Source organism: Kribbella ginsengisoli (assembly GCF_039537185.1).
GTDB lineage: Bacteria > Actinomycetota > Actinomycetes > Propionibacteriales > Kribbellaceae > Kribbella > Kribbella koreensis.
In genome coordinates, this window is record NZ_BAABAA010000001.1 from 333497 (window position 1) to 358166 (window position 24670).

At 68.6% G+C, this 24670-nt stretch carries 22 protein-coding genes; 13 read left to right on the plus strand and 9 right to left on the minus strand.

Annotation, left to right across the window (positions count from 1 at the left end):
- The 5 genes from ABD768_RS01385 to ABD768_RS01405 all read left to right on the plus strand — a co-directional run bounded on the left by ABD768_RS01385 (position 1) and on the right by ABD768_RS01405 (position 6017).
- Positions 1-483: a TadE/TadG family type IV pilus assembly protein gene (locus tag ABD768_RS01385; protein ID WP_343972306.1), complete on the plus strand. Its 483-nt coding sequence runs from the start codon at positions 1-3 to the stop codon at positions 481-483.
- Positions 467-1297, plus strand: coding sequence for a TadE/TadG family type IV pilus assembly protein (locus tag ABD768_RS01390; protein ID WP_344836413.1), 831 nt, complete (start codon positions 467-469; stop codon positions 1295-1297). Before ABD768_RS01385 ends, ABD768_RS01390 begins: the two co-directional genes overlap by 17 nt.
- Positions 1297-1983 carry a hypothetical protein gene (locus tag ABD768_RS01395; RefSeq protein ID WP_343972302.1) on the plus strand — a complete coding sequence of 229 codons (687 nt, stop codon included), beginning with the start codon at positions 1297-1299 and terminating at the stop codon, positions 1981-1983. The genes ABD768_RS01390 and ABD768_RS01395 overlap by 1 nt, the downstream gene beginning before the upstream one ends.
- A gap of 109 nt (positions 1984-2092) precedes the next feature.
- Positions 2093-3031, plus strand: coding sequence for a hypothetical protein (locus ABD768_RS01400; protein ID WP_343972300.1), 939 nt, complete (start codon positions 2093-2095; stop codon positions 3029-3031).
- A 13-nt stretch (positions 3032-3044) separates the two neighbouring features.
- Entirely contained in the window at positions 3045-6017 is a 2973-nt protein-coding gene (locus ABD768_RS01405; protein ID WP_344836416.1) for an AfsR/SARP family transcriptional regulator, read from the plus strand.
- 68 nt (positions 6018-6085) lie between these two features.
- Here the strand turns inward: ABD768_RS01405 and ypfJ are convergent, their stop codons facing one another.
- On the minus strand, positions 6086-6991 hold the full coding sequence (gene ypfJ, locus ABD768_RS01410) for a KPN_02809 family neutral zinc metallopeptidase (protein WP_343972295.1): 906 nt from the start codon (positions 6989-6991) through the stop codon (positions 6086-6088).
- Between the two features lie 130 nt (positions 6992-7121).
- On the opposite strand from ypfJ, the gene abc-f reads away from it, so the two are divergent.
- Positions 7122-8720, plus strand: coding sequence for a ribosomal protection-like ABC-F family protein (gene abc-f, locus ABD768_RS01415; protein ID WP_343972292.1), 1599 nt, complete (start codon positions 7122-7124; stop codon positions 8718-8720).
- A 36-nt stretch (positions 8721-8756) separates the two neighbouring features.
- Here the strand turns inward: abc-f and ABD768_RS01420 are convergent, their stop codons facing one another.
- Complete coding sequence (locus ABD768_RS01420; protein WP_344836419.1) at positions 8757-9677, minus strand: phosphotransferase family protein; 921 nt, start codon at positions 9675-9677, stop codon at positions 8757-8759.
- A 23-nt stretch (positions 9678-9700) separates the two neighbouring features.
- On the opposite strand from ABD768_RS01420, the gene ABD768_RS01425 reads away from it, so the two are divergent.
- The 4 genes from ABD768_RS01425 to ABD768_RS01440 are packed head-to-tail and all read left to right on the plus strand — an operon-like array spanning position 9701 to position 14377.
- Positions 9701-11350, plus strand: coding sequence for a glutamate--tRNA ligase (locus ABD768_RS01425; RefSeq protein WP_344836421.1), 1650 nt, complete (start codon positions 9701-9703; stop codon positions 11348-11350).
- Positions 11351-11402: 52 nt separating this feature from the next.
- Positions 11403-12173, plus strand: coding sequence for an enoyl-CoA hydratase/isomerase family protein (locus tag ABD768_RS01430; RefSeq protein WP_344836424.1), 771 nt, complete (start codon positions 11403-11405; stop codon positions 12171-12173).
- Between the two features lie 58 nt (positions 12174-12231).
- On the plus strand, positions 12232-14145 hold the full coding sequence (locus ABD768_RS01435) for an ABC transporter ATP-binding protein (protein ID WP_344836427.1): 1914 nt from the start codon (positions 12232-12234) through the stop codon (positions 14143-14145).
- A 55-nt stretch (positions 14146-14200) separates the two neighbouring features.
- Positions 14201-14377: a hypothetical protein gene (locus ABD768_RS01440; RefSeq protein WP_343972278.1), complete on the plus strand. Its 177-nt coding sequence runs from the start codon at positions 14201-14203 to the stop codon at positions 14375-14377.
- Here ABD768_RS01440 and ABD768_RS01445 read toward each other — a convergent pair.
- A complete protein-coding gene (locus ABD768_RS01445; protein WP_343972275.1) occupies positions 14367-14594 on the minus strand; it encodes a helix-turn-helix domain-containing protein in 228 nt (75 codons plus the stop codon). The genes ABD768_RS01440 and ABD768_RS01445 overlap by 11 nt on opposite strands.
- Before the next feature lie 19 nt (positions 14595-14613).
- Complete coding sequence (locus tag ABD768_RS01450) at positions 14614-15102, minus strand: hypothetical protein (protein WP_343972272.1); 489 nt, start codon at positions 15100-15102, stop codon at positions 14614-14616.
- Positions 15103-15193: 91 nt separating this feature from the next.
- Here ABD768_RS01450 and ABD768_RS01455 point away from each other — a divergent pair, with 91 nt between their 5' ends.
- Together ABD768_RS01455 and ABD768_RS01460 are read left to right on the plus strand one after the other, a co-directional pair.
- Positions 15194-16267 carry an ATP-dependent DNA ligase gene (locus ABD768_RS01455; protein WP_343972269.1) on the plus strand — a complete coding sequence of 358 codons (1074 nt, stop codon included), beginning with the start codon at positions 15194-15196 and terminating at the stop codon, positions 16265-16267.
- A 43-nt stretch (positions 16268-16310) separates the two neighbouring features.
- On the plus strand, positions 16311-16862 hold the full coding sequence (locus tag ABD768_RS01460) for an FHA domain-containing protein (RefSeq protein WP_343972267.1): 552 nt from the start codon (positions 16311-16313) through the stop codon (positions 16860-16862).
- A gap of 207 nt (positions 16863-17069) precedes the next feature.
- Here the strand turns inward: ABD768_RS01460 and ABD768_RS01465 are convergent, their stop codons facing one another.
- Genes ABD768_RS01465 through ABD768_RS01475 form a run of 3 tightly spaced genes read right to left on the minus strand, consistent with a single transcriptional unit; the run spans position 17070 to position 19205 of the window.
- The gene (locus ABD768_RS01465; RefSeq protein ID WP_343972264.1) at positions 17070-17792 is read right to left on the minus strand and encodes a PIN domain-containing protein; all 723 of its coding nucleotides are present in this window, start codon (positions 17790-17792) and stop codon (positions 17070-17072) included.
- On the minus strand, positions 17789-18211 hold the full coding sequence (locus ABD768_RS01470) for a hypothetical protein (RefSeq protein ID WP_343972261.1): 423 nt from the start codon (positions 18209-18211) through the stop codon (positions 17789-17791). Before ABD768_RS01470 ends, ABD768_RS01465 begins: the two co-directional genes overlap by 4 nt.
- Before the next feature lie 10 nt (positions 18212-18221).
- Positions 18222-19205 (minus strand): LysR family transcriptional regulator, encoded by a 984-nt coding sequence (locus ABD768_RS01475; protein ID WP_344836434.1) that lies wholly within the window; start codon positions 19203-19205, stop codon positions 18222-18224.
- Between the two features lie 225 nt (positions 19206-19430).
- On the opposite strand from ABD768_RS01475, the gene ABD768_RS01480 reads away from it, so the two are divergent.
- On the plus strand, positions 19431-22748 hold the full coding sequence (locus ABD768_RS01480; protein WP_344836436.1) for a M28 family peptidase: 3318 nt from the start codon (positions 19431-19433) through the stop codon (positions 22746-22748).
- Positions 22749-22810: 62 nt separating this feature from the next.
- Here the strand turns inward: ABD768_RS01480 and ABD768_RS01485 are convergent, their stop codons facing one another.
- Together ABD768_RS01485 and ABD768_RS01490 are read right to left on the minus strand one after the other, a co-directional pair.
- Complete coding sequence (locus ABD768_RS01485) at positions 22811-23632, minus strand: MerR family transcriptional regulator (protein ID WP_344836438.1); 822 nt, start codon at positions 23630-23632, stop codon at positions 22811-22813.
- 33 nt (positions 23633-23665) lie between these two features.
- Positions 23666-24643, minus strand: a complete 978-nt coding sequence (locus ABD768_RS01490; protein ID WP_344836441.1) for a zinc-binding dehydrogenase — start codon at positions 24641-24643, stop codon at positions 23666-23668.
- Positions 24644-24670: the final 27 nt, after the last annotated feature.

Here is a 24670-nt window from a genome sequence, read left to right on the forward strand (position 1 = left end):
ATGAACCCGATCAGGACGCGCCGCCCCCGCGCTCCCCGCGGTGCTGACGCCTGCCCGCGCGCACGTGGTGAGCGCGGGACGATGGCGTTGGAGATGGTGATTCTGGCGCCGTTGCTGCTGATTCTGTTTATGTTTCTGCTGGCTTGTGGGCGGTATTTCCAGACGTCTTCGTTGCTGGAGAACGCGGCGCGGGACGGCGCCCGGTCGGCCAGTCAGACCCGGTCGTTGGGGGATGCTCAGACGCAGGTGGATTCCGCTGTGACGCGGACCATGGATCAGGCTGTGAAGTCCTGTAAGGACAGCGCGGGCGGGAGCATCACGAGCGCGTTCGCGGCGGGGGCGACGTTGTCGGTCGAGGTGACCTGCACGATCAACTACCGCGACCTGGGTCTGCTCGGCATCGGCGGCGACACCACGATCACCAAGCGGTTCAGCTCATCCATCGACCCCTACCGAGGAGTGCGCAGTGGCGACACTCCCTGAGCCCGTGGCGCGGCTCGTCGGGTTCCTGCGAGTCGATGCCCCACGCAACCATCGCGGCGCGCTCAGCCCGGCCGTGGCGATTCTCGCGGTGATGATCTTCACGCTGGCCGGCCTCGTCATCGACGGCGGCCGCCAGCTCGGCGCCAAGTCGCGCGCGGTCGGGTACGCCCAGGAGGCGGCCCGCGTCGGCGCGGCCACCATCCAGCTGAACACCACCGAAGCCAAGATCGACACCACCAAGGCCGGCGCCGCGGTCGCCGCGTTCTGCGCCGAGGTCTCGTCCAACGACAAAGCAGTCCAGAGCTGCGGCGCCACCGAGCTGACCGACGACGGCCTCAAGGTCCAGGTGGTCATCGGCAACCAGACGACCTTCCTCGGCATGGTCGGCATCGGCCACCTCGACGCCACCGGCACCGGCGAGGCGCACGCCGAACAAGGCGTCAACAAGGCCGACGACAGCCCCAAGATCCCCCCGATCGTCGTCAGCGGCCGCACCGACGGCCCCGGCAACATCCCCACCAGCATCGCCGTCCCGCCGACCCTCGACCTTCCGTGCCCGTCCCCTTGGTACGAAGGCTCGCCGACCCCCATCTGGACCCTTCCGTTCCCGTTCCCGGCGACCTGTACGCCGAGCGGGACCCCGTCGGCGCCCGGCACCCCACCGACCACGCCTCCGACGAAGCCGACAACGCCGCCGACGAAGCGCCCGCCGCCATCCAGCACTCCGAAACCGACCAAGACGAAGACCACCAAGCCGGGCGGCGGCGCCCCCGCTGGTGTACCGCAGAACTCCCAGCCCCCGGGAGCCAACTGATGACCGACCTTCGAGGAGCCCGAGTCGTGCGACGTGCCGGCATCCCAGCCATCCTGCTGGCCGCAACCCTGCTGCTGTCCGCCTGCGGCGGCAGTAAGGACGACGGCGGCATGCCGGTACCCGTCGGCGACGGTGGCGGCGATTCGGAGCCCACGATCACCCTCAGCCGTACGCCGTCCGCCGACCCCACGTCAGCGCCCACCGGCAAGACCTCGGCGCCGCCCGTCACCGCCGCGCCGCCACCGCCGGCGAACCAGGTGATCGTCGTACCGGGGAACTTCGCGTCGATCCCCGCCGTCCAAGGCCTCGTGACGAGCTACCCGGTCTACTTCAGCGCCCTGGTCGCCCGGGACTCCAAGATCATCCAGAACAACTTCCCGGCCTACTTCTACGCCGACACGTCGCAGGCCGTCGACGACGCCAAGCGGAACGGGTGGGTGATGAAGCCACCGGGCAGTGTGGTCGTGATGGGCACCTCGAACCAGCCGCTCGGAATCGTCCGGCTGAAGCTGTGCCTGTCCCAGACCACCCAGTTCTGGAACCCGAAGACGAAGAGCTGGGTGGTGCCCGCGCCGAAGGGGACGCCGCAGGCACTGGACATGGTCCGGACCGGGCTGGGGTGGCTGCCCTACCGGGTCGCGCCGTCGAAGGGGATCAGCTGCGGCAAGGTGCGTTATCCGGCCTAGACCACTGCATAACCATTTGCGCAACGGCGTGACTGGACAGCGTTCACCGGGCATGATGCCCCTGGCTGAACATAACCTACGAGTAGCCGACCGAGACTCTGGAGTGAGGATGCGCAACCGAGTGAGCCGAGGGTTGATCACCCTGACCACCGTGCTTGCCCTTCTGGGTGTCTACCCGGCCTCGACCGCCAGCGCGGAGACGATCAGCGAGGGCGACCGGGTCTGCAGTATGTACGTCAACAGCATCGGCTTCGGCGCCTTCTGCAGTTCGGGTGCGGCCTATTTCGGTGGCTCGCCGCCGCCGACCTGGAAAGCGCGACTCGGCAACAACATCTTCATCCCGTGCCGTGACTTCGACATCCCCAAGGGGATCAAGCTCGGTCCGGCGCCGGATGGCAAGACCTGGGTGCTGCGGGTGACGATCGAGGACTACGACCTCAACACGGTCAACGGCGGTGAGAACGTGCACCTGGAGCGGGCCATCGTGCCGGTCTCGGGTGACGAGCGCAACCAGTGCCGCGACGAGGACTACATGGACCCGTTCTGGGCCGAGTTCGCCAGTACTTATCCCGACCCGGCTCTGCAGGTGATGCCGACCTACACACCGCGGGTGAACGTTCCGGCCTACTTCTCGCTGACCCGCGAGAGTTCGATGATCCTGAAGAACGAGCAGGGCGACCCGGAGCTGAACAGCGCCTTCTACGACGCGACCCACAACCTGACGATGCGTGGGCTGGTCACGTCGATGGTGGTCGATCCGGGTGACGGCACCGAGCCCTTCACCTGCCTGATGGGTGTCGGCAAGAAGGACGACAACGACGACGGGTACGACGGGACGAACGATCCGTTCCACCAGATGAGCACCTGCTCGCACAAGTACGCCAAGTCGAGCGCGAGTCAGCCGGACGGGATGTACACGGTGAAGCTGACCATCACCTGGTCGGTGGACTACTGGAAGGGTGGGCCGACCTGGAACCCGGTCGGCCAGGCCGAGATTCACGCGGTACAGCGCCTGCCTGTGCAGGAAGTTCAGGCAATCGGTGGGTAAGGGAGGGGCGACGATGGTGAAGACGAGTGAGCCGGTGCGGAACGCACGGCTGCCGCAGCGGGCCGGCGGAGGAGCCGGCGACCGGCTGAAGGGCCTGGCCTCGCTGCTGGCGATCGTCGCGATCGTCGGCGGTGTTCCGTACGTTCTGCTGACCTACTTCGGCAAGCCGTGGCCGAGCCGGATGCCGAGCCGGGACGTGCTGTTCGACGAGCTGAGCGCCAAGACGATCATCGGCATCATCGCGTTCTTCATCTGGGTGGCGTGGCTGCACTTCGTGATCTGCCTGCTCGCCGAGGCAGTCGCGGAGGTCCGGGGCCATGGCCTGTCACCACGGATCCCACTCGGCGGCGGCTCGCAGACGCTGGCCCGCCGGCTGATCGCGGGTGTTGTGCTGATCGCGGGCACCGCCAGCGTCACGCTGCCGGTCGCCAACGCGGTGACGGCGACATCCGTCGGCAACCCGACGTCAGTGAGCGTTGCCCAGGGCAACGACAACAGCTCGGTCGAGTCGTTCCGGCAGACCGAGCCGCGCAGCTCGGTGCAGATCGGCGTCGCGCCGACCGTGAAGCACACGCACACCGGCGTACGGACGAACAGCGACCACACCGGTCAGGTCGTCAAGTACACGGAGGTCCGGCCGCCACAGGGGCGTAACTACGACTGCCTGTGGGACATCGCCGAGCGGTACCTGGGCGAGGGCCGGCGGTACAAGGAGATCTACGACCTCAACCACAACAAGCTGCAGCCAGACGGTCGCCGCCTCACCAACCCGGATCTGATCCTGCCGGGCTGGCAGGTGCGGCTGCCCGCTGACGCCAAGGGCGCCGGCGTGCACACCGTCCTCGTCAACGTGGACCACCACCCGGCCGGCAAGACCACCACGAGCCCGGCTGGGAAGCCCGCCGCCAAGCCGGTGGCCAAGCCCGCTGAGCGGCCGACCGCCCAGGCGCACCCGGCGACCGAGACGCGGACCGCCGAGGAAGGCACGAACGCGGTCGGCAGTCGCTGGTTCGAGCATGAAGAGGCCGGTTCGTCCGTCGGCGTGGCCGGTACGACGACCAAGCCTGACGCGTCCACGCCGGAGACGACGGGCACCGAGGCCGCCAACCCGGCCGTGGACGGCGCGAAGGTCGAGGCGCCGGCGGCAAGCGGGTTCGACGTCCAGCAGGCCGGGATCTACGGCCTCGGGGCGACGTTGCTCGCCGCTGGTCTGGCCATCGCGCTGAAGCGTCGTCGCGGTTGGGCCCAGGGTCCGGGTCCGAAGGCGGCGGGGCACCGGCAGACCGAGATCGGGCTGCGGCTGGCGTCCGACGTACCGACTGCTCGGTTCGTCGACAACGCGCTGCGTTCGCTGGGTGCCACGATGACCAACGACAACCGGGTCATGCCGACCGTCGTCGCCGCGCTGGTGACCGATCGGGCGCTGACGCTGGTACTGGAGCCGGGCGAGACGCAGGCTGCGCCTCCTGGCCCGTGGCAGGCCATTGCCGACGGCACTCGATGGGTACTGCGCCGTGCGTACGGACCTGAGGGCGATGTGGACGCGCCCGCTCCCTACCCGACGCTCGTGACGCTCGGCAGCAACGCCGACGGCGCGACCGTGCTGGTCGACCTCGACACCGCGGACGGCATCGTCAGCTTCGGTGGCGTCACCAACGCCTCCCGCGACGTCGTCGGCTCGCTGGCGGCCGAGCTGGCCACGAACCTGTGGTCCGAAGGCGCTCACATCAGCATGGTCGGCTTCGGTGACGACCTGTCGACGCTGGCGCCGAGCCGGTTGAGCTACTGGGTGAGCCTGGACGATGCGCTGCGGGAGGTAACCCGGCGTACCGATGCTCAGGTGCAGGCCTGTGGGCGGCGGGACGCCGACTCGGTGGCCGACGCGCGGATGGCGTTCCCGGACGCGCAGCTGTGGGGTGCCGAGATCATCTTCGTCTCCGCGCCGCCGTCGCCCGAGGAAGAGGCGAAGCTCGCGAAGCTGGCCGCGGACTCGAAGCGCAGCGTCGCGGTGGTCGTGGTCGGCGACGTGATGAGCTCGCCGTGGCGGTTCGTGGTGGACGAGAAGAACCAGGCTGTCTGCCGGCTGCTCGGCCTCGAGGTCGATGCCCACAGCATCAACCCGTCCCAGTTCGCCGACCTGGTCGCGCTGTTCGGCGTGGCCGAGGCGGAGGCGCTGGACAAGCGGCGCGCGGATCTGGACATGCCGGCGTACGAGTTCTCCGCGACCGACCTCAGCCAGCCTGCGCCGGTCGAGATCGACCTGCTCGGCCCGGTCGAGGTAGACGCGCGCGGCGAGATCGACCCAGGTCGGGTCGCGCTGTCGACGGAGATCGTGGCGTTCCTGGCCAGCCAGGACTACGGCGTACACCCGAACGTGCTGGCCGGCGCGATCTGGCCGCGGGGCATCAGCGACGAGCTGCGCAACGCGGCGCTGGAGCACACCCGCAACTGGGTCGGTGTGGACGCCATGTACGCCGACGAATCCGGCCGCTGGCTGCTGAACCGCAGCGTCGTCCGGGTCGACTGGGACGTCTTCCGCACGCTGGCCAAGCAGGCGTCGATGATGGAGGACCCGCGTGGCCCGCTGTCGACGGCTCTGAGCCTGGTGCACGGCCAGTCCTGGTCGAACCTGCCCGCAGGCCGCTACTCGTGGCTGGCGGCGTCCGGTGTCGAGCGCAAGATGGCTGAGTCGGTCGTCGACGCGGCACTGCGCCTGGCAGAGGCCAGCCTGCGCCACAACGACGGCAACCTGGCCCGTACGGCCCTCCAGACCGGTCTGAGCTTCTCGCCGGCCTCGGAGGACCTGTGGCGGGCCACGCTGCGGCTGGCCGCTCACTTCGGTACCTCGGAGGATGTGGGCAACGTCGCCGCCCAGATGTACGCCGCCCTGGCCAAGCACGGCGCCCCGCGTGGGGCCGAGGCCGAGACGGACGCTCTGGTCGACGAACTGCTGCCGGGGTATCACCGGCCGGCGGCCGTCGCGTAGTACCGGCCCTCAAGCAAGAAACCGCCCCCGGGAGGAACTCCTCCCGGGGGCGGTTTGCTGTCGCGGGGTCAGAGCGGGTCGGCCGACCAGGTGTCGCAGCGGGTCATGTCGCCGGAATCCATACCGATCTGGAACCACTTCATCCGCTGCGCCGCGGTGCCGTGGGTGAAGGACTCGGGGTTGGCCTGGCCCTGCGTCTTCTCCTGGATGCGGTCGTCGCCGACCGAGGCGGCGGCGTCGAGGCCGCGCTCGATGTCGTCCTGGGACAGCTCGGTGATCAACGGCTTGCCGCTCTTGGTCGGGACCGTCGTCGCGTGGTTGGTCCAGATACCGGCCAGGCAGTCGGCCTGGAGCTCGGACCGGACCGAGTCGGAGTTGGCGCCCTCGCGGGACTTGATCCGGTCGAGGATGCCGTACAGGTCCTGGACGTGGTGGCCGTACTCGTGGGCCACGACGTACGCCTCGGCGAACGGGCCGCCCTTCGCGCCCAGGTCGGTCTCCAGCGTCTTGAAGAAGCCCAGCTCCAGGTACACGCTCTTGTCCGGTGGGCAGTAGAACGGCCCGACGGCCGCCGTCGCCGGCCCGCAGCCGGTGTTGACCGAGTTGCTGAAGACCCGCATCGGCGCCTTGGTGTACTTCTTGCCGCGGCGGGGGAGCTCTGCGGCCCAGAAGCCCTCGATCGAGTTCTGGTACGCGACGAAGGCGCAGTCCGGGTTCTGGCTGATGTCCTTGCCGGTCTTGCAGGAGCCCAGATTGCCCGCCGCCGTGTTCCTGGCCGCGGGCTGGTCGCTGCCGCCTCCGCCGCCGAGGGTGCCGTTCAGGAGCAGGATGACGACCAGCAGGATGACGCCGCCGATCCCGCCGCCGACCGGGATTCCCATCCCGCCCGGAAGCAGCCCGCCGCCTCCACCGCCACTGCCTCGGGTGTCTTCGACGCCGCTGGTGTCCAAGTCGGCGTCAGGGTTGAATTTCACAGCACATACACTAGACCTCGTCGCCGCAAGAGGCTGCCTTGTGACGCGGCGCGCGGCGCTGCCCGCATCTCGCCGCTGCCGCCCGCCCGACCGAGCCCGTTCATTCCGACCTGAGGACACCTGCGCCGCCATGATCACAGCCACCAACCTCGAGGTACGCGTCGGGGCCAGGCAACTGCTCTCGCCTGCCTCTTTCCGCGTCGGCCCAGGCGACAAGGTCGGGCTGGTGGGGCGGAACGGCGCCGGTAAGACCACGCTGACCAAGATCCTGGCCGGCGAGAGCCTGCCCGCGTCCGGCTCGGCGACGTCTTCGGGCGAGATCGGCTACCTGCCGCAGGACCCGCGCACCGGCGACCTCGAGATGCTGGCCCGGGACCGGATCCTGGCCGCACGCGGGCTGGACGAGGTGGTCCGGCGGATGCGCAACGCCGAGAAGTCGATGGCCAGCGCCGACGACAAGACCCGCGAGAAGGGCATGCGGCGGTACGAGCGCGCCGAAGCCGACCTGCACGCCGCTGGCGGGTACGCCGCGGAGTCCGAAGCGGCCCGTATCGCGGCCAACCTCGGCCTGCCGGATCGGGTGCTGGGGCAACCACTGGGAACGCTGTCCGGCGGTCAGCGGCGCCGGGTCGAGCTGGCCCGGATCCTGTTCGCCCAGGCCGAGACGCTGCTGCTCGACGAGCCGACCAACCACCTGGACGCCGACTCCGTCGTCTGGCTGCGTGACTTCCTGAAGAACTACCCCGGTGGCGTGATCATGATCAGCCACGACGTGAACCTGCTCGAGGAGACCGTCACCCGGGTCTTCCACCTGGACGCGAACCGGGCCGAGATCGACATCTACAACGTCGGCTGGAAGGCGTACCTGCTGCAGCGCGAGACCGACGAGCGCCGCCGCAAGCGCGAGCGCGGCAACGCCGAGAAGCAGGCGTCGCAGCTGATCGCCCAGGCGAACAAGATGCGCGCCAAGGCGACCAAGGCGACCGCCGCGCAGCAGATGCTCAAGCGGGCCGAGAAGCTGATGGCCGGGCTCGAGGACGAGCGCCAGTCGGACCGCGTCGCGAAGATCTCCTTCCCGACGCCGGCCGCCTGCGGCAAGACCCCGCTGATGGCCAAGGAGCTGTCGAAGTCGTACGGCTCGCTGGAGATCTTCACCGACGTCGACCTCGCCATCGACCGCGGCTCGCGCGTCGTCGTACTCGGCCTCAACGGCGCCGGCAAGACGACCCTGCTCCGGGTGCTGTCCGGCATCGAGAAGATGGACACCGGCGAGGTCATCGACGGCCACGGCCTCAAGCTCGGGTACTACGCCCAGGAACACGAAACCCTGGACGTCAACCGCACGGTCATCGAGAACATGAAGTCCGCGGCCCCCGACCTGAACGAAACCCAGGCCCGCTCGGTCCTCGGCTCCTTCCTGTTCAGCGGCGACGACGCCGACAAGCCCGTCAACGTCCTCTCCGGTGGCGAAAAGACCCGCCTGGCGTTGGCCACGCTCGTTGTCTCCGCCGCCAACGTGCTCCTTCTCGACGAGCCCACCAACAACCTGGACCCCGCATCCCGCACCGAGGTCCTCAACGCAATCCGCGCCTACCAGGGCGCCATCGTCCTGGTGACCCACGACGAAGGCGCGGTAGAAGCCCTCGAGCCCGAGCGCGTCCTACTCCTCCCAGACGGCGTAGAAGACCTCTGGACCAACGACTACGCAGACCTGGTCTCCCTCGCCTGACCCCACCGACGACCGCGTGGTCGGGGTGGGAGGCCGTCAGGCGAGCAGTGTCTGGAGGGCTGGGAGGCGGGCGTACAGGTCGGGGAGGCCTTGGATGCCGGCACGTGCGGACTCATGTGAGAGGGCGAGGTCGGGGCCTGTGGATGCTTCGGTGCCGGCTAGGGCTCGGAGGATGTTCCATCTGGTGTGGCCTAGCCAGCCGCCGATCAGGTAGGCGAACCAGCTGGGGCCGGGTGGGGGGAGTGCGCCGCCGGCGTTGGTGTAGCCGTTGAGGACTGCGCGGAAGATCGTGGGGTCGATGGTGTCCAGGCCGGGACCCTTGGCGATGCTGAGGGCGGTGGAGCCTAGTTCGCCGGAGAGGTCCAGTAGGCCGGAGAGTTCCCAGTCGAGTATTACCGGGCGGCCGTCTCGGGCGAGGAGGTTCCAGGGCTGGATGTCTTTGTGGGTCAGGACGACGGGGCCGGGCCGTTCGCAGGTGTCGACGAAATGGGCGATTGCCAGGAAGGTGTCGACCTGGCAGGCGAGTTCGCCGGCCCACGGCTGGTCGGTTTCCGCCGCGCGCTGGGCGAGTACGGGCCAGTCCTGGGGCGTGGGTTCCTCGGTTGAAGCGGTCCACTCGACGTCCAACGCGTGGATACGGGCGAGGATCTCGCCGACCTCGAAGGCGTATGCCTCCGACACCGGTGCTTCGGGCACCTTCTCGCCGTCGACCCAGCGATGGACCAGGGTTTGGTGGTCGGCCGAGATCGGTTCCGGCATCGGGATGCCAGCGGCGAAGGCTGCGCGCTCCAATCTGAAGACGTCCTCGACGCGGTAGGTCCAGCGGCGGTCGGCGACGTTCAGTTCCTTCACCGCGAACGATCCCTGGTCGGTGTCGAGCCGGTACATCCGGTTGGCGAATCCGCCGTGCACACGGGTCATCGGCCTGATCGGCGTACCGAGAGACGAAAAGTCCACCCACGCACTCTAGGCTTGCGCGCATGAACGTCGACGCTCTTTTTCCCGCTGACCTGCCGGAACCGGCCTACTGGGAGGAGCAGTTCCCGCAGCGCGAGTTGCCGGACGGGGCGAAGGTCACGCGGCTCGGGCCGTCGCCGACCGGATTCATTCACATCGGCGGCATCTACGTCGGGATGATCGACCGCGATATCGCGACGAACACCGGCGGGGTGTATCTGGTCCGCGTCGAGGACACCGACCAGTCGCGGGAGGTGGAGGGCGCGCTCGAGCAGTTCGCGCGCGGGTTCGCGTACTTCGGCATCGACTCCGACGAGGACGCGAACCACGGTTCCTATGGTCCGTACCTGCAGTCGCAGCGCGAGCAGATCTACCTGAGCTTCGTCCGGGAGCTGCTCCGGCAGGGCAAGGCGTATCTGTGCTTCGCCACCAAGGAGGAGCTCGCCGAGACGACCCAGCGTCAGCAGGCGGCCAAGGTTCCGAGCGGGTACTACGGCAAGTGGGCGATCTGGCGCGACGCACCGGCGGCCGATGTCGAGGCCAAGCTCGCCGAAGGCGCGGCGTACGTCGTCCGCTTCCGCGCTCCCGACGGTGCCGACGGGCAGCGGGCGTCGTTCGTGGACGCGATCCGCGGCCGGCTCGAGCACGAGGCCAACCGGAACGACGCGGTCATCCTCAAGTCGTCGGACCAGTCGCCGCGGCTCCCGACGTACCACTTCGCGCACGCCGTCGACGATCACCTGATGCGGGTGAACCTGGTGATCCGCGGCGACGAGTGGATCTCGTCGGTACCGCTGCACCAGCAGCTGTTCGCGGCGCTGGAGTTCGAGCCGATCGAGTACGCGCACATCGCGCCGCTGATGAAGCAGATCCCCGGCGGCAAACGAAAGCTCTCCAAGCGCAAGGACCCCGAGGCCGGCGTCGACTTCTACATCGCCGAGGGCTTCCCGGCCGAGGCGGTCCTGTACTACCTCCGCGGCCTCGCGAACGGCCGACTGGCCGAGCTCCCACTGCCCGAGGCGCTGGCGGCCCCGATCCACCTCGACCAGTGCGGCGTCGCCGGCCCGCTCGTCGACCTGGTCAAGCTCGAGGACATCAGCGCCAACCACATCGCAACGCTGACCGGCCAGCAGATCTTCGACGCCGTGCGGGTGTGGGCGACGACGTACGACCCCGAGCTGGTCACCGTCCTCGACAGCAACCCCGACCTCGCCCTACGTGCTTTGGCTGTCGAGCGGGACGGCGTAGACAACCCCCGCAAGGACCTCCGCAAGTGGTCGACCTTCCGCCCCGAGTACGGCTTCTTCTTCCCCGAACTCTTCACCCCAGTCGCCGGCCCCACCGACGAACGCCTGGCCGCCCTGAACGTCGCGCCAGACGTCATCACCTCCTTCGCCTCCGAGCTGATCGCCGGCTACGAGCACCTCGACGACCCCCAAGCCTGGTTCGCCCAGATCCGGGACCTGGCCGTAAAGCAGGGCTTCGCCCCCAACGCCAAGGAATACAAGAAGAACCCCGACGCCTACCCCGGCTCGATCCGCGAAGCCTCCCAGCTGGTCCGGGTAGCCATCACCGGCTCCACCCGCAGCCCCGACCTACACGCCACCACCCAAGCCCTAGGCGCCCCCGAAACCCTCCGCCGCCTCCAAGCGCTGCTGGCCAAGACCGCCTGAGTGCGACGAACGCCTCACGGACTGTGGGGTTGTGGTGACGTATGTTCCTGGCATGGGTGAACTTGGATTGCGGTTGTCGGTTGAGGGGGCTGTGGCCCGGGTGGTGCTGGATCGGCCGGAGGTGCGGAATGCGCAGACTCCGGGGATGTGGGCCGCCTTGTCGGACTTCGGGGCGAGCCTGCCTGACGAGGTTCGGGTTGTTGTGGTGTCGGGGGAGGGGCAGTCGTTCTCGGCGGGGCTGGATCGCAATTTGATGATGGGGGAGCCGGTCGACGGGCAGGAGCCGTTGCTCACGCTGGGGAAGAGGCCTGCTGACGAGTTGCAGGAGTTGATTTCGCATTTTCAGGGTGGGTTCTCGTGGCTGAGGAAGCCGGAGATCGTGAGTATCGCGGCGGTGCAGGGGCATGCGGTCGGCGCCGGGTTCCAGCTGGCGTTGGCTTGCGATCTGCGGGTGGTGACGCCGGACGCGAAGTTCAGCATGCGGGAGCCGGCGCTCGGGCTGGTACCTGACCTGGGCGGGACGCAACCGCTGGTGCAACTGGTCGGGTACTCGCGAGCCCTGGAGATCTGCGTGACGTCGCGCTGGGTCGAGGCGGCCGAGGCCAAGGAGATCGGGCTGGCCAACATCGTCGTACCGGCTGAAGAGCTGGCGGCGACGGTGAAGGACCTGTCGGAGGCCGTGTTGTCGCCGCTGGTCGGTGCGGTGCGGGAGACGAAGGCGCTGCTGCTGGGCGCGGCGGACCGTACGTACGAGGAGCAGCTGAAGGCAGAGCGCGAGGCCCAGGCGCGGCGCCTGGCCGAGCTGATCGCCGCCTTCGGCTGAGCGAAACCGCAGGGCAGGGAAGCAACAGCTGGCGTCAGGTGTTGTCAACGTTGACGAGATGACTGTGGGGAGGGACCGGATGTCCTCAGGGATGCGAATGGGCGGCGGTGGCAGCGCCATGATGTGGCGGCGCCAGGACGCGTCGGTGGTCGATCAGAAGCTGGCCAAGGGCACGCTGCGGCGCATCCTGCGGTTCGCCAAGCCGTTCAAGTGGCACATCACCGCGTTCCTGGCGCTGGTGATCATCTCGGCGTTCCTGGTGATCGCCTCCCCGCTGCTGTTCAAGAAGATCGTCGACGACGGCATCACCAAGGGCAACGGCGGCCTGGTGACCGCCCTCGCCCTGATCGTCGCGCTCCTCGCGCTCTTCGACGCCGCACTCGGCCTGATGCAGCGCTGGTTCTCGGCACGCATCGGCGAAGGCCTGATCTACGACCTCAGGACGCAGGTCTTCGCGCACGTCCAAAAGATGCCGGTCGCGTTCTTCACCAGGACGCAGACCGGCGCCCTGGTCTCCCGCCTCAACAACGACGTCATCGGCGCCCAGCAGGCCTTCACCTCAACCCTGTCCGGCGTCGTCTCGAATGTCATCAGCCTGATCCTCGTCGTCGGCGCGATGCTCCTCCTGAGCTGGCAACTGACCGTCGTCGCGATCCTGCTCCTCCCCGTCTTCCTCCTCCCAGCCCGGTACCTCGGCCGCCGCCTGGCCGCGATGACCCGCGAGCAGATGACCCTGAACGCCGAGATGTCGACCGCGATGACCGAGCGCTTCTCCGTCGGCGGCGCACTCCTGGTGACCCTGTTCGGCAAGCCCGAAATCGAGAACGCCCAGTTCGGCGAGAAGTCGGGCCGGGTCCGCGACCTCGGCATCCGCATCGCCATGCTCGGGCGGGTCTTCTTCACGGCCCTGACCCTGGTCGCGGCGCTGGCGACAGCTCTCGTGTACGGCGTCGGCGGCAACCTCGCAGTCCGCCAGACCCTGACCGTCGGCACCCTGCTCGCACTGGTCGCGTTGCTCGGCCGGCTCTACGGCCCGCTGACCGCGCTCTCCAACGTCCGCGTCGACGTGATGACCGCGCTGGTGTCCTTCGAGCGAGTCTTCGAGGTCCTCGATCTCGAGCCGATGATCAAGAACGCCCCGGACGCCAAACCGCTGCCGCCCGGCGCGGCCTCCGTCACCTTCGACAAGGTCGCCTTCGGCTACCCGACCGCCGACGAGGTCTCACTGGCCAGCCTCGAGTCCGTGGCCGTTCTCGACAAGCGGGTGAACGCGCAGGTCCTCGAAGACATCAGCTTCACCGTCGAGCCGGGCCAGATGATCGCTTTGGTCGGCCCGTCCGGCGCCGGCAAGACGACCATCACCAACCTGGTCGCCCGCCTGTACGACGTAACGGGAGGCGCGGTCAAAATCGGTGGCGAGGACGTCCGCGAGGTCACCCTGGAGTCGCTGCACGACGCGATCGGGTACGTGACGCAGGACGCCCACATGTTCCACGACACGATCCGCGCCAACCTCGCCTACGCCAAACCGGACGCCACCGACGACGAGATGGCCAACGCGTTGCGCTCGGCGCAAGTATGGGACTTGGTGAAGAACCTCCCAGACGGCCTGGACACAGTCGTCGGCGACCGTGGCCACCGGTTGTCCGGCGGCGAGCGGCAGCGCCTCGCGATCGCCCGGCTCCTGCTGAAGGCGCCGCACATCGTCGTACTGGACGAAGCGACTGCCCACCTCGACTCCGAGTCCGAGGTCGCAGTGCAGAAGGCACTCGACACCGCCCTCGAGGGCCGGACCTCGCTCGTCATCGCCCACCGCCTGTCGACGGTCCGGAACGCCGACCAGATCCTGGTGGTTGACCACGGCAACATCGTCGAGCGGGGCACGCACGAGGAACTCCTCGCCCTCGACGGCGAGTACGCCGACCTCTACCGCACCCAGTTCGCCGAATCCGGCTCAGCCGCGGGCGTGTAACCACCTGACCAGGTAGCGTTTGTCCTGACGTGAGGTCGTGAGGGGAGTCCGCCGGATGATCAAGTTCGCGCTCGTCCTAGGGGCCGGCTACACCGGCTACAAACTCGCGTACCACTCCGAGGACGGCCGCCACTACGGCAAGGTCGGCGAGCACAGCCTCCGGGCCACGCTCTCCCTGGTCTTCGCCGCGCTGGCGGCCGGCTGCACCTACGCCGCTCTGCTCATCCACTGACCAGCGCAAGATGGCGCCGCACCGGCGCCGCGACCGCCGGCCTCATCGCCAGCAGCATGCGCACCACGTCGTCACTGGTGAAGCGCAGCTCGGCAGGCAGCGGCCCTGGCGTGCGCAGCGGGCTCACAGTCCCGGCCGCGACGTGCTTGTAGACGGCGTACACCGAGATCCGCAGCAGCTCCGCGACCTCGTCCGTCGTGTAGAGGGTTGGACTCACACCTGTCTAACGAGGCTGACTACTTTTCGTCTTGTTCCAGCAGATGAAGAACCGGTACGCCGAGATGCCGGCGGGCCGAATTGGTCCAGTCGAGGTGGAAGAACTCCGCCACGATGTGCGGCCGGGTGAGGATGATGACCTCGCGCCCACCGACCTTGTCCACCGTCGCCGTCAGCGCGTCGATCGGCCGGTCGTGCGAGATCCCGCCCTCGGCCTGCTGACCGAGATCGCGGAGCCGCTGGATGCTGCGCCCGGTGCAGTCGGTCGCCTCGCTGTCGATCGCCTTCTGTGCCTCGGCGAGGTCCGCGCGCTGCTCGGTGAGTCCCGGCCCGTAGAGATCCGCCGTCCCGAGCGCGCTGATCGACGCCTCGACGCCGGCCTCGGCGTTGTGGCACGGCACGAGCACGTGGTACTTGACCGGCTCCGGCATGTCCTGGTGCAGCTCGACCACCCGCTGGGCATCAGGCTCGGTCAGTTCCTGCTCGACCAGCAGTACGACGTCGTACATCTCGGTACCTCCGGTTCGTACCAGTCGGTATTGCCTCCATCATGCCCCCGCTTCGGCCTCGGTGGCCGCAAATGGGGGCAGAATGGCCGCCATGAAGCTACCCGTGATGCCGCCGGTCCCGCCGATGCTGGCGAAGCCGATCAAGCAGATCCCGGACGGGAACGTCAGCTTCGAGCCGAAATGGGACGGATTCCGCTCGATCATCTTCCGCGACGGCGACGAGGTGGAGATCGGCAGCCGCAACGAGAAGCCGATGACCCGGTACTTCCCGGAGCTGGTCGAGGCGATCAAGGCGAACCTGCCGGAGCGCTGCGTGATCGACGGCGAGATCGTCGTGGTCGGCGCGTCGGGGGACCGGCTCGACTTCGAAGTACTGCAGCAGCGGATCCATCCGGCCGCCTCCCGGGTCAAGATGCTGTCGGAGACGACGCCGGCCCGGTTCGTCGCGTTCGACCTGCTCGCACTCGGTGACACCGACTACACCGACCGGCCGTTCGCCGAGCGGCGGGAGGCGCTGGAGCAGGCGCTGGCCAAGGCCGCGGCGCCGATCCACCTGACCCGGACGACCACCGACAAGGCGACCGCTACGGAGTGGTTCCACCAGTTCGAGGGGGCCGGGCTGGACGGCGTGATCGCGAAGCCGCTCGACGGCCTGTACGAGCCGGACAAGCGGACGATGTTCAAGATCAAGCACGAGCGGACCGCGGACTGCGTCGTCGCGGGGTACCGGGTGCACAAGAGCGGCGAGAACCGGATCGGGTCGCTGCTGCTCGGGCTGTACAACGCCGACGGCGTGCTCGCCAGCGTGGGCGTGATCGGCGCATTCCCGATGGCTCGTCGTGAGGAGCTGTTCGTGGAGATGCAGGAGCTCGTCACCGACTTCGACGACCACCCGTGGGCGTGGGCGAAGCAGGAGGAGGGCAACCGGACGCCCCGCAACGCGGAGGGCAGCCGGTGGCAGGCGGGCAAGGACCTCAGCTTCGTGCCGTTGCGGCCCGAGCGGGTGGTCGAGGTGAAGTACGACCACATGGAGGGGGTCCGCTTCCGGCACACGGCCCAGTTCGTGCGGTGGCGGGAGGACCGGACGCCGGAGTCGTGCACCTACGAGCAGCTGGAGGAGCCGATCAAGTTCGACCTGGCCGACGTGCTGACCGCGCGCCCTTGAGGCACGCTGGACAGGTGAACCCGGGGGCACGGACAATCCAGGCATGACGGCGGATCGGATCGAGCTGGCGCGTCCCTCGGACGCCGAGCGTGATCGGGCGCTCGCGATCCTGCGTGACGGAGCCGGCTCGGGTCGGCTCTCGCACGACACCTTCATCCGCCGGATGAACTTCGTACTCCGCGCGCAGAGCCGCCGCGAGCTCGCCAACGCGACGCACGACCTCCCCGGCACCGAGCCACGCGTCGTCCAGCTGCTCAACCGGCTGCTCGCCCGCATTCCGCGCCTCACGATCACCCCGCGCACCACGACGCCGTACGTCCGCCCGCAAGGTCTGGCCCTGCCGTCGCCGGACTCACCCACGGTCCGCATCGGCCGCGGCCCCGGCGCCACGCTCCGGGAGACCGACCTGTCCGTCTCCCGCTTCCACGCCGAGCTCCGCCACGTCGACGACGGCTGGCTGCTCCGCGACCTCGGCTCGATGAACGGCACCCACCTCAACGGCCTGCGCATCACCACCCCGGTCCGCGTCCGCCCGGGCGACCACATCCGCTTCGGCGCAGTCACCTACCGCCTGACCTGGACCGACCAGAGCTAACGCTCGTGGGACCGGGCTAGCGCAGGCCCAAGAGCGACACCGCTCGGCCGGACCAGCGCTGCCGCTCGGCACCGACCACCTGTCGGCCGGACCCAGCTCTGCCGCTCGGCAGCGACCACCTGTCGCCCGGACCCGGCGCTGCCGCTTGGCAGCGACCACCTGTCGGCCGGACCAGCGCTGCCGCTTGGCAACGCTGGGCCGACCGGGTCAGCGCTCCTGGCCGGTGGACTTCTCTGGGCCGTCGGTGCCGGCCTTGCGGGCCTCGGGGGCAGCACTTGGCGTGCTCACCGCCTGGCTGGCCGGGGCTGTGCCCTGGAGGGCTGCCTGGGACGCCTTCGAGACCTGCAGATTCGGGTGTGAGCCCTGCTGCTCCGGCGGGACCATCGAGTTGAGCTTGTGCGCGAACCCCTTCAGGTCCTGCTGGGTCGCCATCTTGTCGATCAGCTCGGGCATCGTCTGCGGCGCCCGCCGGTTGCGGTCGACCATCTTCTGCATCGCGCCGACCACCTCCCGCGGGTGATCGTCGGCGAGCTGGTTCAGGAACTCGGACGTCCGCTCGACCTTCATCGCGTGCGGCCCGGTCGCCGGCGGGTCGAAGTCCTTGGTGTTCTCGGTGACCAGCACGTCCGCCTCACCCTGAACGGCCGCGGCCAGCACGTGCTTGTCCTTCTCGTCCGCCTGCATCTGCGGCGCGAGTCCCTCGTACCCGGTTGTCATCGCGGCCGGGAACACCTTGTTCATCTGCGCGAACCGCTTGTTGACCTGCTCTTCGCTGACTCCCGGCGGCCGGTTGCGCCCGGCTTCGTTCAGCACGTCCTGCGACCACTGCGGCTGGTACAGACGCTCAGCGGCGAGGCTCATCATGATGTCGGTGGTGAGCTGACCGCGCAGGACGTTCGCGTCGAGGAACGCGCTCCGGGGATTCGTCATCGGTCACCGTCCTGCGGGTCGTCCCACGACTCTTCCTCGGCGAACGACTGGAGCATCTCCTCCCGCGCGGCGTCGAGCCGGGCGCTCAGGGCCAGTACGTCGGACAGCTTCACCCAGTCGACGTAGTCGGACGACCGGAAGGGGATCTCACCCTGGCTGGCCAGCAGCCGGAGCTCCTTGCGCGGCATCAGCGCCGCGTCGGCCGCCTCGTCGATCGGCAGCTCCTGGCGCAGCGGCGTGATCTGGACGGCGTACCCCTCGCGCAGCGCGGCCTCGACGTACGCCATCGCCTCGTAGACCTTCGGCGGGATGTCGTGCCGCGCGCCGGACGGATCCGTCAGGGCGGGGCCGTTGGCAACCAAATTGCGATCCTGCTCATCGAGCAAAAAGACCTTGGGGCGGGTAGGCGTGACGTCCATGCACCGGATTCTAGGTGCTCATGGGGTTGAGCACGGTCGGATGTGCGCCTGGGTTGAGGGACCACCAGGGCCGGGTGGCGGCGTGGGTGGCGATGGTCTGGCGGTAGACGTCGGTGAACGCGCGATGGATGAGATCGACGTCCGTCTGCGGTGTGCTGTCGGCGCGCCAGCGAAGAGCCCGGCGCCACAGCAGCGGCGCCCCGGTGATCGGCAGCACGATCGTGTTCGGGATCTCGCGCACCGTCGGCGCGCACAGGCTGATACCTCGCCCGGCCCCGATCAGCTGCTCGATCTCGGACGTGTCGAGGTTGGCGTAGCGGAACTCGGGCGTGAACCCGGCCGACTCGCAGATGCTGCGCAGGTACGCGAGATCGCCGTCCTCCTTGCCCGCCGGCGGGCAGATCCAGATCTCCTCGGCGAGGTCCACCAAGTCGATCGTGTCCTTGCCCGCGAGCCGGTGGTCGGCGGGCAACGCGACCGCGAAGGGCTCGGGCCAGACCATCGTCTGTTCGCGGATCCCCGGCGGACACGGTGGCGCATACGCATCGTCACACCGCCCGAGCATCACCACGTCGACCACGTCGGCAGCCAGCAGATCAGTCAGTACCGCGCACGACGGATCCACCTGCGCCGCGATCTGGCGCCCCGGCAGGAGCTGTTCGAGTCGCGACAGCCAGGCCCCGAACATCACGGTCCGGACCGCGCCGAGGCGTAGTACGGAGGACGTAGCCGTATAACGTCGACTGCTGCCGACGAGCTCGTCCATGTCGGCGAGCATCGCCCGGGCGCGGCCGAGCACGTGCTTGCCGAGGGGCGTCGCGACCACGCCGTACGGTCCGCGTTCGAACAGGACGCCGCCGATCGCGTCCTCGATTCTGTGCAGCTGCGCGGTCAAAGACGGCTGCGAGACGCCCAGGGCGGCCGCGGCCTTCGAGACGCTGCCGGTGTCCGCGAGGCGGCAGACGACCCGCAGATGGCGTAGCTCCAACTCCATAGCGGTGAGGTTATGCCCTGCTGGGATAAGACAGCCATAACTCGCAGGTGTCAATCTCTTCCAACAGAGGAAGCCGGGAGTTCATCCACCTGCCCACGGAACTCTTGCGGCGCGCACGCCCACGTGCGTCATCAGGCATCCTCGCCCCCGCCATCGGCCGGCCGTGGATTGCAGCCCCCCGGCCCGTGGCGGGGGCTCCCGCCCCCTCAGTGAGGAAGTGTCCCAGTGAAGAGCACAGCCCTGCGCGTCGTCGCAGCCGGTTGCGTCCTGAGCCTGGCAGCAGCCGCCACCGCGGTGATCGCCATGAGGATGCCGTCGGCATCTGCTCAGCAGGACGCGGCACCACCGGTGAATCCGCGAGCCGCCGCGCTCAAGACGGCGGACCGCCTGGTCCAAGGCCGGGTCGCCGAACTCAAGGCGAGTCCGAGCGACCAGTTCATCCGCCAGCAAGACATCAGCACGCCCTGGGGCCTGCAGTACGTGAGCTACCAGCGCACGTACCAGGACCTGCCCGTGATCGGTGGCGACTTCGTGGTCGCGACCGATGCCTTGGGCAACGCCAAGAGCCTCACCGTGGCTCAGCAGGACGTCATCACCGTCGACCGGCACCCGGTGGTCACCAGGGCCGCCGCCAAGAAGACGGCCCTCAAGGCGATCACCGACGGCAAGGCGGCTCCTGGTGAGCCGGCGCTGGTCGTCTACGCCGGTACGAAGAAGCCGGTACTGGCCTGGGAAGCGATCGTGCAGGGTCGCAACCACGGCGAGCTGAGCCGGCAGAAGGTGTACGTCGACGCGCGCACCGGCAAGTTCCTGCAGGCGATCGAGCAGACCGCGGCCGGCACCGGCACCGGGATCTGGAACGGCTCGAACCTGACCATCGGTACCACCAAGTCGGGTACGACGTACTCGATGACAGACCCGGCCCGCCCCAACCTGCGGTGTGGCGACCAGTCGACCGGCAGCACCTACTCCGGCTCGGACGACGTGTGGGGCAGCACGTCGAAGACCGACAAGGAAGCCGGCTGCACCGACGTCATGTACGTCGCCGCCGGCGAGTGGGACATGCTGAAGAACTGGTACGGCCGCAACGGGCTCGACGGCAACGGCAAATGGGCCGACGCGCTCGTCGGGCTCGGCGACGTCAACGCCTACTGGGGTTCGCAGTACAACGCCGACGGCGTCGTCTTCGGCTACAACAACGCCCGCAACTGGATCACCGCGACGGACGTGGTCGCCCACGAGTACGGGCACGGCCTGGACGCGATGACGCCCGGCGGCATCTCCGGCTACCCGTCGCAGGAAGCCGTCGCCGACATCTGGGGCACGTTGAGCGAGTTCTACCTGAACAACGCCAACGACAAGCCGGACTACGAGATCGGCGAGACGATCAACCTGACCGGCAGCGGCCCGATCCGGTACATGTACCAGCCGTCGAAGGTCTCCGGGCACCCGGACTGCAACTCGTCCAGCCTGCCGAGCGAGATCCACGCGTCGGCCGGCCCGATGAACCACTGGTTCTACTTGCTTGCCGAGGGCACCAACCCGACCAACGGCCAGCCGACCAGCCCCACCTGCAACAACACCACGCTGACCGGCATCGGCCACCAGGAAGCCGGCAAGCTGTTCTACAACTCGATGCTGATCAAGACGTCGAACATGTCCTACGGCAAGTGGCGTTCGACCACGCTCACCGCTGCCAAGAACCTGGACAGCAGTTGCGCGTTGCACGCCAAGGTAAAGGCCGCTTGGGATGCCGTCTCCGTCGGCGCCCAGTCCGGGGAAGCGACCTGTACGCCGAGCGGCAACGACTTCACCCTGTCGGTCTCACCGGCCAGCGGGTCGGTCAAGCCGGGGGAGAGCGCGACCGCCACGGTCAACACCGTGATCGGCAGCGGCTCGGCCCAGACCGTCCGGTTCACCGCGACCGGGCTGCCGAGCGGCGCGACCGCGACCTTCGACCCGAGCTCGGTCCAGTCGGGCAACTCGTCGAGCCTCACGATCGCCACCACGTCGAGCACGCCGGAAGGCGCGTACAACGTGACGATCACCGGTGACGGCACGGACGTCGACAAGACCGCGACGTACCGGCTCACCGTCGGCGGTTCCACCCCGCCCGCCGGCGTACCGGACATCGACGTCGAGAAGGTCAAGGCGCACCTGGCCGCGCTGCAGCAGGCGGCCGACAACAACGGCGGCAACCGCCGGGCCGGCAGCGCGGGCCACACCGCGTCGGTCAGCTACATCGAGCAGAAGCTGCGCGACGCCGGCTACACGGTCGTCAAGCAACGCTGCACGAGCTGTCAGTACCCGTCGGACAACCTGATCGCGGACTTCCCGGGTGGTGACGCCAACCAGGTCGTCATGCTCGGCGCGCACCTCGACAGCGTCAGCGCCGGACCGGGCAGCAACGACAACGGCTCGGGATCAGCGACGATCCTCGAGGTCGCACTGCAGCTGGCCAAGGACAAGCCGGCACTGGCCAAGCACGTCCGGTTCGGCTGGTGGACCGATGAGGAGCAGGGCCTGAACGGCTCCGAGTTCTACGTCGGCCAGCTGTCCTCGGCGGACAAGGCGAAGATCAAGGCGTACTTCAACTTCGACATGGTCTCCTCGACCAACGCCGGCTACTTCGTCAACAACATCACCACCGACACCGGCAAGGTGCTGAAGGCCTTCTACGACGGCCTGAACCTGCAGCCGGAGGAGAACACCGAAGGCGTCGGCCGGTCCGACGACGCATCCTTCAAGAACGCGGGTATCCCGACCAGTGGCGTCGCATCCGGCGCCAGTGCCCGCAAGACCACCGCACAAGCGCAGAAGTGGGGCGGCACGGCCAACCAGGCCTACGACTCCTGCTACCACTCGGCCTGTGACAAGTACCCGTCGAACATCTCCTCGACGGTGCTGGACCGGAGCGCGGACGCCGCGGCGTACGGGCTGTGGAAGCTGGCAGTCGGCGATGCCCCGCCGACCGGCAGCGACTTCTCGCTCGCACTGAGCCCCACCTCGGGGTCGGTTGCCCCGGGCAGCTCGGTGCAGACGACGGTCAGCACTACGACCAGCAGCGGCGACCCGCAGTCGGTGCAACTGTCTGCCAGCGGTCTGCCGTCGGGTGCGACCGCATCCTTCTCGCCGTCAACGGTGACGTCGGGCAGCTCCTCCACGCTCACCCTGGCGACGTCGGCCACAACGCCGGCCGGGACGTACCAGGTGGTCGTGAAGGGCACGGGTGCGGTCAGCCACGAGGCGACCTACAGCCTGACGGTGACGGGCTCCTCGACGGGCACCGTGACCGTGCAGAACCCGGGCAGCCAGTACGGGTTCATGGGCTGGTCGTCCTTCCCACTGCAGATCCGGGCCACCTCGAGCGCCGGCCTGCCGATCACCTTCCGGGCGACAGGCCTGCCAGCAGGCTTGTCCATCAGCGCGGCCGGAGTGGTGTCAGGTACGCCGACGACCCGCGGCTCTTACACGGCGACAGTGACTGCGACCGACAGCGGCGGGGCGAGCGGTAGCGCCACCTTCGGTTACACGATCTGGTAAGCAGCCAACGCGGCAAGCGCCCCGGACCGTCCACCAGGCGGCCCGGGGCGCTCTGCGTTGCTTCAGGGCCTGGTGACCTCGATCTGGAACTCGTGCACCCATTTGGACTCGTCGTCGGGGTCGAAGGCCAGGCAGACCTCGCGGGCGTAGCCGACGCTGCGGTAGCCGCCGTCGTCGATCCAGCGGGCGAGGATCTGCATGCTCTGGTCGGCGTCGTCCATCGGGCCCTGGTGGACGATCGTCGCGGCGGTCGCCAGCTCCGGCAGGTCGACGACCTGGAAGTCGCCGGTCTCGGCTTGATCGGGCTTGACCGTCACCGCGGCGTGGACGACGACGGCCTCGCCGTCGGTCTTCTCGTAGTACGCGACCGGCGGACCGTCCGGCTCGACCCCGGCCATCCCCAGTCGCTCCCAGATCTGCCCGTACAGCGGCTGGATGACCGGCGTGATGTCCGGTCCGTCGTAGCTCGCCGCCACGGCCGACAGCTCGGCGACGCGGACGGACGGGATCGTCTTGAGGACGACGTCGTCAGTGGACATGTGCCCCTCCTTCTCGATGATCCGGAGCCTCGCCTCGACCGCGTCGAGCCGGATCGCGTCCTCGGCCAGCCGCTGCGCCAGTTGCGCGCGACGGAGCCGGAGCATGCCGCGCAGCTCCTCGGGACCGACCTTGGCGTCGACGATGGCGCCGACCTGCTGGAGGGTGAAGCCGAGCTCCTTGAGCGCGACGATCCGGTTCAGCCGGCGCAACTGGTCGGCGGTGTAGTACCGGTAGCCGGTGGCGTTGTCGACGCCGGCCGGGCGCAGCAGGCCGATCGCGTCGTAGTGCCGCAGCATCCGCGCCGACACCCGCCCGAAGGCGGCGAAGTCTCCGATGGTGAACATGGGTCAACGGTGAGGCTTGACACGGTGTGAAGGTCAAGCGGGGATCAGCACGACTTTCCCGACGGTCTCCCGATTCTCCAGCGCTCTGTGCGCATCCGCTGCCTTGGCGAGCGGGTACTTCGTGAGCAGGGGAGTCCAGTTGCCCTCGATCGACTGCTTCAACGCTTCGGCCTCGAGGGCGCGGAGGTTGCGCATGAGCTTGGGACCGATCGCCCAGGTGGCGGTGAGGCCGCGGGCAATCAGGTCATCCGTCGTGAGCTGGATCGGGCCGCCGCCGGACCAGCCGAACATGAGCAGGCGGCCACCGATGCCGAGCAGGTCGAAGGCCCGCTGACCGATCTCACCGGCCACGCCATCCAGTACTACGGTGAGCTCGCGGCCGTCGAGTTGCTTGGTGACCTGGTCCGGCCAGTCGTCTGCGGTGTAGTCGATCGCGATCTGGGCGCCGAGGTCCTGCACTTGCTTGACCTTCTCCGGTCCACCGGCGAGGCCAACGGTCAGAGCCCCGGCGTTGCGAGCAGCCTGCACGAAGAGGCTGCCCATGCCGCCAGCTGCGGCGGTGATCAGGACGACGTCGGTGGCCTGGAGTGCTGCCTGCTCGAGGATGCCGGCCGCCGTGCGCCCGGTTCCGATTGTGGCGACCGCCGTCGGGCTGTCCAGGTGGTCCGGGATCTCGTGCAAGGACTGCACCTTGGCCACCGCCAGGTCGGCGTACCCGCCGGGGTTCGGGCCGAGGTGGACGACGACGCGCTTGCCGACCCAGGACTTGGCCACGCCTGGACCTACCGCGTCGACGCGGCCTGCGATCTCGCGGCCGGGAATGGTCGGTAGCTCGGGCGGGGCGATCGGTCCGCCGCCGGCGTTGCCCGCGCGGAGCACGGTGTCCATCAGGTGTACGCCGGCCGCCTCGACCTTGATCCGCACCTGCCCGTGTTCGGCTTCGGGGTCCGGTACTTCCTCGTAGGTCAGGTTCTCGGCGGGACCGAACTCGTGCAGCCGTACCGCGTGCATCAGCTCTCCTCACTGGGGGTCGATGCT

What these genes read in the sequence shown, in the direction of transcription:
- ABD768_RS01385 (WP_343972306.1), top strand. Translation starts at nt 1, where the DNA reads ATGAACCCGATCAGGACGCGCCGCCCCCGCGCTCCCCGCGGTGCTGAC.
- ABD768_RS01395 (WP_343972302.1), top strand. Translation starts at nt 1,297, where the DNA reads ATGACCGACCTTCGAGGAGCCCGAGTCGTGCGACGTGCCGGCATCCCA.
- ABD768_RS01400 (WP_343972300.1), top strand. Translation starts at nt 2,093, where the DNA reads ATGCGCAACCGAGTGAGCCGAGGGTTGATCACCCTGACCACCGTGCTT.
- ABD768_RS01405 (WP_344836416.1), top strand. Translation starts at nt 3,045, where the DNA reads ATGGTGAAGACGAGTGAGCCGGTGCGGAACGCACGGCTGCCGCAGCGG.
- abc-f (WP_343972292.1), top strand. Translation starts at nt 7,122, where the DNA reads ATGATCACAGCCACCAACCTCGAGGTACGCGTCGGGGCCAGGCAACTG.
- ABD768_RS01425 (WP_344836421.1), top strand. Translation starts at nt 9,701, where the DNA reads ATGAACGTCGACGCTCTTTTTCCCGCTGACCTGCCGGAACCGGCCTAC.
- ABD768_RS01430 (WP_344836424.1), top strand. Translation starts at nt 11,403, where the DNA reads ATGGGTGAACTTGGATTGCGGTTGTCGGTTGAGGGGGCTGTGGCCCGG.
- ABD768_RS01435 (WP_344836427.1), top strand. Translation starts at nt 12,232, where the DNA reads ATGACTGTGGGGAGGGACCGGATGTCCTCAGGGATGCGAATGGGCGGC.
- ABD768_RS01440 (WP_343972278.1), top strand. Translation starts at nt 14,201, where the DNA reads ATGATCAAGTTCGCGCTCGTCCTAGGGGCCGGCTACACCGGCTACAAA.
- ABD768_RS01450 (WP_343972272.1), bottom strand. Translation starts at nt 15,102, where the DNA reads ATGTACGACGTCGTACTGCTGGTCGAGCAGGAACTGACCGAGCCTGAT.
- ABD768_RS01455 (WP_343972269.1), top strand. Translation starts at nt 15,194, where the DNA reads ATGAAGCTACCCGTGATGCCGCCGGTCCCGCCGATGCTGGCGAAGCCG.
- ABD768_RS01460 (WP_343972267.1), top strand. Translation starts at nt 16,311, where the DNA reads ATGACGGCGGATCGGATCGAGCTGGCGCGTCCCTCGGACGCCGAGCGT.
- ABD768_RS01465 (WP_343972264.1), bottom strand. Translation starts at nt 17,792, where the DNA reads ATGACGAATCCCCGGAGCGCGTTCCTCGACGCGAACGTCCTGCGCGGT.
- ABD768_RS01470 (WP_343972261.1), bottom strand. Translation starts at nt 18,211, where the DNA reads ATGGACGTCACGCCTACCCGCCCCAAGGTCTTTTTGCTCGATGAGCAG.
- ABD768_RS01475 (WP_344836434.1), bottom strand. Translation starts at nt 19,205, where the DNA reads ATGGAGTTGGAGCTACGCCATCTGCGGGTCGTCTGCCGCCTCGCGGAC.
- ABD768_RS01485 (WP_344836438.1), bottom strand. Translation starts at nt 23,632, where the DNA reads ATGTTCACCATCGGAGACTTCGCCGCCTTCGGGCGGGTGTCGGCGCGG.
- ABD768_RS01490 (WP_344836441.1), bottom strand. Translation starts at nt 24,643, where the DNA reads ATGCACGCGGTACGGCTGCACGAGTTCGGTCCCGCCGAGAACCTGACC.